Below are 720 nucleotides of genomic sequence, written 5' to 3' on the forward strand. Positions count from 1 at the left end.
CTCCACGACCACCACGGACTCGAGCAGCGAGACGTCGAGGTCGAGGTCCTCCATCTCGTCCAGGCCGCCGCCGAGCCGGTACGCGTCCACGTGCACCAGCGCCGGGCCGCCGACCAGCGACGGGTGTACTCGGGCGATCACGAAGGTCGGCGAGGTCACGGCCCCGCGCACGCCGAGGCCCTCGCCCAGGCCCCGGGTGAGGGTGGTCTTGCCGGCGCCGAGTTCGCCGGTCAGCAGGACCAGGTCGCCGGGACGCAACAGGGCGGCGACGCGACGGCCCAGTTCCTGCATGGATTCGGGCGAGTCGACGGTGATCAGGGTCTCGGTGGCGGCGCCGGCCTCAGGAGCCTGGCTGCGCTGCGCTTCCCGCGGTGCTTCTTCCATGCCCGCCAACGTTAGCGGCTTCGGATCCCGCGTCCGGCACGGCTCCGGTGCGGGCCAGCAGTCCCATCAGCAGCCCGGTCACGATCTCCGGGCGCTCCAGCATCATCAGGTGCCCGGTGTTCTCCAGGACCACCAGTTCGGCGGCCGGCAGGGCCTCCTTCATGGCGACGCTGTGCTCCGCGGGGGTGATCATGTCCCGGTCGCCCGCGACGACCGTGACGGGGACGCCGGCGAACCGCTGGAGCGCGGCGGTCTTGTCGTGGATCTGGAACGCCGGGTAGAACTCGGCGACCACGTCGATCGGCGTCGCCTCGATCATCCGCTCGGCGAACCGGG

2 protein-coding genes are annotated in these 720 nt (G+C 71.8%); both read right to left on the reverse strand.

Going from position 1 to position 720, the window contains the following annotated elements; genetic code table 11:
• Positions 1-384, reverse strand: a 384-nt coding sequence (gene tsaE, locus G3I71_RS45160; RefSeq protein WP_275409419.1) for a tRNA (adenosine(37)-N6)-threonylcarbamoyltransferase complex ATPase subunit type 1 TsaE, incomplete at its 3' end; no start/stop codon positions are given.
• The coding region (locus G3I71_RS45165) for an alpha/beta fold hydrolase (RefSeq protein WP_164324722.1) at positions 341-720 on the reverse strand (380 nt) is incomplete at its 5' end. The genes tsaE and G3I71_RS45165, both read right to left, overlap by 44 nt.

Source organism: Streptomyces sp. SID12501 (assembly GCF_010550245.1).
In the GTDB taxonomy this organism is placed as follows: Bacteria; Actinomycetota; Actinomycetes; order Streptomycetales; family Streptomycetaceae; genus Streptomyces.